1 protein-coding gene is annotated in these 892 nt (G+C 54.4%); it reads right to left on the minus strand.

Annotation, left to right across the window (positions count from 1 at the left end):
* Positions 1-250 precede the first annotated feature (250 nt).
* Complete coding sequence (locus ACR3FF_RS27210) at positions 251-634, minus strand: hypothetical protein (RefSeq protein ID WP_458191221.1); 384 nt, start codon at positions 632-634, stop codon at positions 251-253.
* Positions 635-892: the final 258 nt, after the last annotated feature.

Consider the following 892-nt stretch of genomic DNA (forward strand, 5'->3'; position numbering starts at 1 on the left):
CAGTCTGTGTGAGCAAGCGGTCGAGATCGTCCTCACTCAGGTGTCGGACGATCTCTTTCTCCCGTCCAGTCATTACCTTCCCTACTCAGAGTCCACCTAAATCTTCTGTGAAGCACTATCGGTTTTCCGGTACCGCGAAAGACGGAGCCTTTCGCAGGCGTCGTTCGTTGTCGGCACTACCTAGCGGCACTTCCACACCAATTCGAGTTACTCGCTGTCGATTCGCTGTAGACTTCGGTCGGAGTCGGCGTCAGTTATCGTTTGAACTTCTACCTCGAACCCAACCCCGGCCCTGTGACCAGAGACGGTTTAGCCACGGTGTATGACTTCCGCCGAGCTCGATGACGTGCATTCTCGCCATGAGGAGATAGATTGCCAGCGAAAGAGCGGAAATGAGTGGCGGGATGGCCAACTGCCAGAGAAGCGTCGAGGTAAGGTCAACCCCGATTTCCGGACGCCAGACTCTGTTCATTGCCCGAAAGAGACGTAGTAGCGGAACGTGAAGCAGATATATCCCGAGGGCGTGTCGCCCCACTTTCGGAAGCATCGTATTCTTCCCCAACTGTGGGTTCGAGAGCACGTATGCGAAGAGCGCGAGAACAAAGAATACCGTCGAAATGGTGTACTCTGTCATATAGATTTCTTGGCGAAGAACGTTATCACGAATGATGTAGCCGACCGCGTACTGCTCTACGAGTTGGACGCCTGCGAGGACACAGACTGCCGCAAAATAGACGTGACGACGCCCCTCCTTCGGTGTCCAGTCGACCGAACTGCATTCGTATTCGGTTAAGAGGCTAAATCGCAAGCCGACGGCTACCTGAACTCGTAGAGCGAAGGGGAGGTTGTATGAGACTCTCCCCGGATGCAATTACATCGCTGCTGACTTCGC

This window comes from Haladaptatus ordinarius, assembly GCF_054177595.1.